This is a genomic window from Kitasatospora sp. NPDC001175 (assembly GCF_053598215.1).
The window spans coordinates 1-5,251 of sequence record NZ_JBSFJU010000155.1 but is presented as its reverse complement, the minus strand read 5'-3'; the positions used below and the strand labels follow the sequence as shown (position 1 = coordinate 5,251).

General features: G+C 69.7%; 5 protein-coding genes. 4 read left to right on the top strand and 1 reads right to left on the bottom strand.

Going from position 1 to position 5,251, the window contains the following annotated elements; all coding sequences use genetic code 11:
* The first annotated feature begins 117 nt into the window (after window positions 1-117).
* From ACWDAK_RS40485 to ACWDAK_RS40475, 3 genes are all read left to right on the top strand, one after another.
* Window positions 118-285: a hypothetical protein gene (locus ACWDAK_RS40485; protein ID WP_427396278.1), complete on the top strand. Its 168-nt coding sequence runs from the start codon at window positions 118-120 to the stop codon at window positions 283-285.
* Window positions 285-1,484, top strand: coding sequence for a methyltransferase domain-containing protein (locus tag ACWDAK_RS40480; RefSeq protein ID WP_427396277.1), 1,200 nt, complete (start codon window positions 285-287; stop codon window positions 1,482-1,484). The genes ACWDAK_RS40485 and ACWDAK_RS40480 overlap by 1 nt, the downstream gene beginning before the upstream one ends.
* A 396-nt stretch (window positions 1,485-1,880) precedes the next feature.
* Window positions 1,881-2,870 (top strand): hypothetical protein, encoded by a 990-nt coding sequence (locus ACWDAK_RS40475; RefSeq protein ID WP_427396276.1) that lies wholly within the window; start codon window positions 1,881-1,883, stop codon window positions 2,868-2,870.
* 89 nt (window positions 2,871-2,959) lie between these two features.
* On the opposite strand, the gene ACWDAK_RS40470 is transcribed toward ACWDAK_RS40475, so the two are convergent.
* Window positions 2,960-3,559, bottom strand: a complete 600-nt coding sequence (locus ACWDAK_RS40470; RefSeq protein WP_344640739.1) for a TetR/AcrR family transcriptional regulator — start codon at window positions 3,557-3,559, stop codon at window positions 2,960-2,962.
* A gap of 70 nt (window positions 3,560-3,629) precedes the next feature.
* On the opposite strand from ACWDAK_RS40470, the gene ACWDAK_RS40465 reads away from it, so the two are divergent.
* Window positions 3,630-4,523, top strand: a complete 894-nt coding sequence (locus ACWDAK_RS40465; RefSeq protein ID WP_427396275.1) for an NADP-dependent oxidoreductase — start codon at window positions 3,630-3,632, stop codon at window positions 4,521-4,523.
* Window positions 4,524-5,251: the final 728 nt, after the last annotated feature.

Sequence of the window (5,251 nt, the reverse complement as noted above, 5' to 3'; positions counted from 1 at the left end):
AGCGGCGCCAGGCGCTCCCACTGGGCATCCGTCAGATCACTCCTACACCCCATAGTCGTATCAACGACTCAACTGATCGCCAGGACACTGCCTAACCGAGAACTGAAGGAGATCACCATGGCATGGGGAATCGGCAAGGGTGGCAGCTCCGGAGGTGGCTCCGGCAGCAACGACGGCGGCGAGGGCAAGCACGCCGGGAAGAAGGACTTCGGCAAGGACACACCGAACAAGGACCACCAGTCCGGCTCCTCCGGCAACAAGCACGGCAAGGGCAAGGACAAGTAGTGACAGTCGCGTCCAAGCCGGAGCAGGCCGCCTTGCATGGCCTGCTCCAGGCCGTCCACGATGTCCTCGGCCACGGGGTGGCCCCCGAATGGCAGAAGGCGGCGCAGGCCGCTCCGCGCCACGCGTTCCTCCCCGAACGGATCTGGCTGGACGACGGGGCCGACGGGGCCGACGGCAGCGTGCCGTGCGACCGTGCAGCGGACCCGGGCCTCTGGTTCGCCTCCGCCTACGCCAACGAACCTGTGGTGACACAGGTCAACGACGGCTGTGAACCGGACGACCCCGCCGACGCGTGGCCCTCCTCCTCCGCGTCGGCACCATCCATCGTCTTCCAGATGCTCGAAGCGCTCGAACTGCTTGACGGGATGGCGGTGCTGGAGATCGGCACCGGTACCGGTTTCACCGCCGCGCTGATGTCCCACCGGCTCGGCGGGTCCACTGTGGTCACGATCGAGGTGGACCCGGTGCTCGCCGACCAGGCGCGCATCAATCTCAGTACGGTCGGCTTCAACCCGACGGTTGTGTGCGGGGACGGGCGCCTCGGCTGGGTCCCAAGGGCGCCCTATGACCGGGTGGTGGCCACCTGCTCGGTCCAGCGGGTTCCCCCGGCGTGGATCAGCCAGACCAGACCGGGTGGCGTCATCCTCACTCCGTGGGACAACCCCTGGATCTGTGGCGGCCTACTCCGGTTGAACGTCAACCACGACGGACAGGCCGCCGGCCGGTTCACTCCCGACAGCGCCTTCATGCTGATGCGCACCCAGCGCACCGACCTGCTGCTCTACCGCGACGTGGTGATGAACGAGCATGTCCCGGAGGAGTCGGTGACCGAGCTCGACCCTTGGTCGGTGGCGGATTCCCCAGTGAACGTCCAGTTCGCACTCGGGCAGCGCCTCGGCGACGTCTGGTACGCCTGGCACCACGACCCCGACGTGGACGGCGTCAAGTCCCGCTTGTGGGTCGCCACCACGGACGCTGGTTCGTGGGCCGCAGTCGACTACAACGGCTGTGACGACGACCGGTTCACCGTCTGGCAACACGGCCCCCGCCGCCTGTGGGAGGAGGTCGAGGCCGCGCACCACTGGTGGCTCACCAACGGCCGACCCGGCCCGGCCCGCTTCGGGCTTACGGTGACAGCCGACGGCGCCCACACCTTCTGGCTGGACGAGCCCGGAACGGTCGTCCGCCGCCACCCCTAGACCGATGGGCGCCCCAACTCGACCGGCCGGTCAGGAGCCCCTCGCCCGGATCCGCAGCGAGAAGGGCCCCACCGGGGCGGACTCCCCGACTCGGCAGGCCGGGGCTGTGGTACCTGCATGGCTGCAGCGGCCCCGGGCGACCCAGCCGGGGCTTCGACAGGGGAAGCCCCGGCGGCCGATCACACGGCGACACGCTCAACGGGCTACCGACACATGGACATCCATCGCTGATAAGTGATCAGCAGGCGATCACCCAGGTACGTGATCAGTTCGCCGAACGAAGCTTTCACACTCTCCGCATGCGATGTGCTACGTTCCGCGACGACAGCGGAACGTAGAAGACCCCGGCGGTGCTACCAACACCCCGGGGCCCGGCGCCAGGAGCAGCAACTCCCGATGCGTATCCATCGTACCCAACACCCGCGCAATTTCACGGTGTTGCCGAACGGCCTGTTGCAGGACCATCGGCTCAGCTACACCACCCGCGGCCTGCTCACCGATCTCCTCTCCCGCCCCGACGGCCGGCGCGAGGACGGTCGGCAGATGGCCGACACCAGTCCGCAGGGGCGTGGGGCGATCCGCAGGGCGCTCCGCGAGCTGACCGAGGCCGGGTACTACCGGGTCGACAAGGTCCGTATGCCCGACGGCACCGTCCGCTCGGAGGCCCGGGTCTTCGACACCCCGCAGCTCGCGGCACCGGGTGTCCCCCGTCCGGCCTCCGGTGAAGCGGTAACCGGCCGGCGTGGCAGTCCTCTTGTAAAGAACCGGCACCAAGAACCCTCCCTCCCCGCCGCGCGGGCCGATCGGCCCTCGGCCCACCCCGAGGCGACCGACGGCCCCGGAGGGCAGCCGGAAATCCAGCAGCCTTCGGCAGCACGGGACGAACAACTCCGCGAAGCGGTGGCGACGTTGTACCGGGTGATCCGCCCGGATCGGCGCCTGCGCCTGGGCGAAGCCGAGGCCCGGGAACTCGCGCCGCTGGTCGCCCAGTGGCTGGAGCGCGGCAGTACCGCAGCCGATCTGGCCCGGGCGCTGCTGTCGGGCTTGCCCGCGATCGTGCACTCCCCCGCAGGAGTGCTCCGCAGCCGCCTGCAACGCAAGTTGCCGCCCGCCCCCATCCCCGAGCAACCCCCACCGCACCGGCGCGCCGAGTGCGCCAAGTGCCACGACCCCGTGCCACAGCCGGGCATCTGCCGGGCCTGCGCGGGCCTGGGTGCGCAAACGGTCGCGGTGGGCGGCGGATCCCTGTTCGCCGCCGCCGGGGCCGCGCGCGTCCGGGCGGCGATGCAGGCGGCCAGGAGCACCCTGGACTCCGGCCTTGGTACTGGTCCTATTCGACTGTCGTCAGATCGTCGCGGTGCCCGGCCGGTTGGTGACCGTAGGTGATCATCGGTGGCGTACCGGCCCCAGATTCCTTCGCCCTGCCGTTGGGGTTCGGCGGGACGGCGCCGGGCGGGGCCGAGTCCTGGCCAGGGTCAGGCCGTGCCGGTGGGATTTCCGGAGGGGCGGGTGACGGCCCAGGCGGCCTCGATCATCTGGAAGATCTCGTCCACCGCGGTCTGCGGATCGGCCGCGTCACGGGCCAGGGAGTAGGCGTCGATCACGAACCTCGCGATCGTCCGGCAGGCCGTTGTGGTCTGTGACAGGTCGGGATCGGCGGCGATGGCCGTCGCCAGCGACTCTGCATGGCGCAGCCTCATCGACTCCTCGTACTCGCGCAGGGCGGGTGATTCGTCGATCATCCGCCAGATCGGGGCGGCGCTGTCCGCCGTGCAATGTCGCACCAGGGCCTGGATCTCCCGACGCAGTGCGGGGATGAGCGGCTCGTGCGGCGCCCGGGTGGTGACCGCCTGCGTGAGGCGTTGCTCGAAGTCTTGGTCCTGCTCGAACACCAGGGCCTCTTTCGAGGCGAAGTGGGAGAAGACCGTGGTGACGGCGACGTCGGCCTCGGCGGCCACGTCGCGGATGCCCACCGTGTCGTACCCGCGTTCCAGGAAGAGCCGCAGGGCGGTATCGGCGATCTTCTGACGGGTCGCGGCCTTCTTGCGCTCACGTCGCCCGGACGGCACGGTCATGCCACAACGCTATCAGATCCAAAGCCAGAACTGTTGTTAAACACTAACCGTTATGGTTATGGTCGGCGGCATGAAGAGAGTGAGCTTCGCTGAGTTCGGCGGTCCGGACGTCCTGCGACTCGTCGACGCCGAGGAGCCCCACGCGGGACCCGGTCAGGTACGCATCGCCGTGCGGGCGGCGGGCGTGAACCCCGTCGACTGGAGGATCCGTGAAGGCCAGATCCTCAAGGCCCATCCGATCGAGTTGCCCTCCGGAGTCGGGCTGGACGCCTCCGGGGTGGTGGACGAGGTCGGTCACGGCGTCGAAGGGGTCGAGGTCGGCGACCACGTGTTCGGCGAGGGCTCGAACACCTATGCCGAGTTCGCCGTTCTGTCGGCCTGGGCCCGCATGCCCGAGGGGCTGACCTTCGAAGAGGCGGCCGGGTACCCCTCCGTGGTGGAGACCGCGCTGCGGATCATCCGCGAGGTCGGCGTGGAGGCCGGGCAGACGCTGCTGGTCAGCGGTGCGTCCGGGGGAGTCGGATCGGCGGTGCTGCAGATCGCCCGCGACCGCGGCATCAGGGTGATCGGCACGGCTGGGGCCGCGAACCAGGACTACCTGCGCGGCCTGGGCGCCCTCGCCACGACGTACGGCGAAGGCTGGGTCGAGCGGGTGCAGCGGCTCGGCCATGTCGACGCAGCTCTCGATCTGGCCGGCTCGGGCGTGATCCGCGAGCTCGTCGAGCTGACCGGGGATCCGCAGAAGGTGATCTCCATCGCCGACCTCGCCGCGCCAAAGTTCGGTGTCCGATTCTCCGGCGTGGCCGGGAGCGTGCCGGAAGCGCTCGCCGAGGCCGTCGGCCTCATCTCGCGGGGAAAGCTCCGCATCCCGGTCGAGAAGTCGTACACGCTCGCCGAGGCCGCGGTGGCGCACATCGACAGCCAGACCGGTCACACGCGCGGGCGCCGGGTCCTGGTCGTCTGAAACCGGCTGCGCGTCGTTCCCGAGTAGAAATTGAGGACGATGCTGGCCTTGGGGCTGGTCAGCCCGCATCGCGCGGCGGCAACCGGCGCGGAGCCGCGGGGCATGGGTGCTGCATCAGGGGGCGACTCGTGAACGCGTATCTCCAGGTGCCGCGCTACAGCCGAGCCGTGATGGTTTTTGCTCCGAGTCGCCATTGAGACCACGGCGGGCATCGACGACCGGGCATATCGTGGCGGCGCTCGGAGCGTCGGTCCAGCGGTCATCGGTGAGAACGGTCATGCTCGGCCAGCTGTGCCGCCCCGCGAGGTCGGGGACGCGGCTGACGGGTGGCTCCCCTTGAGTGCAGTGTGTCCGCGGTGGCGATCGTAGGTGTGGAGCCAGGCGGGAAAGGCGTTACGTCCTGCCCGTTCGGTGCGGCAGGGCTGAGCGGGGCCACTCGTCGAGCAGGGTGCGGTTGAAGCGTTCCGAACCCTTCGACTTCTTGCCGCGAGCCCGCTCCCCCGGTCGCGCCAGGCCTGTTGGACGGCTTCGCCAGGCCCTGCACGTGGATCGCAGGCTCCAGAGGACGGACGGCCGGGCCGTCAGCGACCGGCAGGATCTCGGTCGCGGTGGGCCCGGCCGCACTGCGGGTCCCTCACAGGCTGCGGGCGGTGATGTCGCCGTTGGAGGTGGTGGCGCGGATGTCGAGTTCGGTGGTGCCGTCGTTCTTGAGGGCGTTGCTGATGCGG

Excerpts from the sequence above, each read along its gene's own strand:
- ACWDAK_RS40485 (WP_427396278.1), top strand. The coding sequence starts at position 118 with ATGGCATGGGGAATCGGCAAGGGTGGCAGCTCCGGAGGTGGCTCCGGC.
- ACWDAK_RS40475 (WP_427396276.1), top strand. The coding sequence starts at position 1,881 with ATGCGTATCCATCGTACCCAACACCCGCGCAATTTCACGGTGTTGCCG.
- ACWDAK_RS40470 (WP_344640739.1), bottom strand. The coding sequence starts at position 3,559 with ATGACCGTGCCGTCCGGGCGACGTGAGCGCAAGAAGGCCGCGACCCGT.
- ACWDAK_RS40465 (WP_427396275.1), top strand. The coding sequence starts at position 3,630 with ATGAAGAGAGTGAGCTTCGCTGAGTTCGGCGGTCCGGACGTCCTGCGA.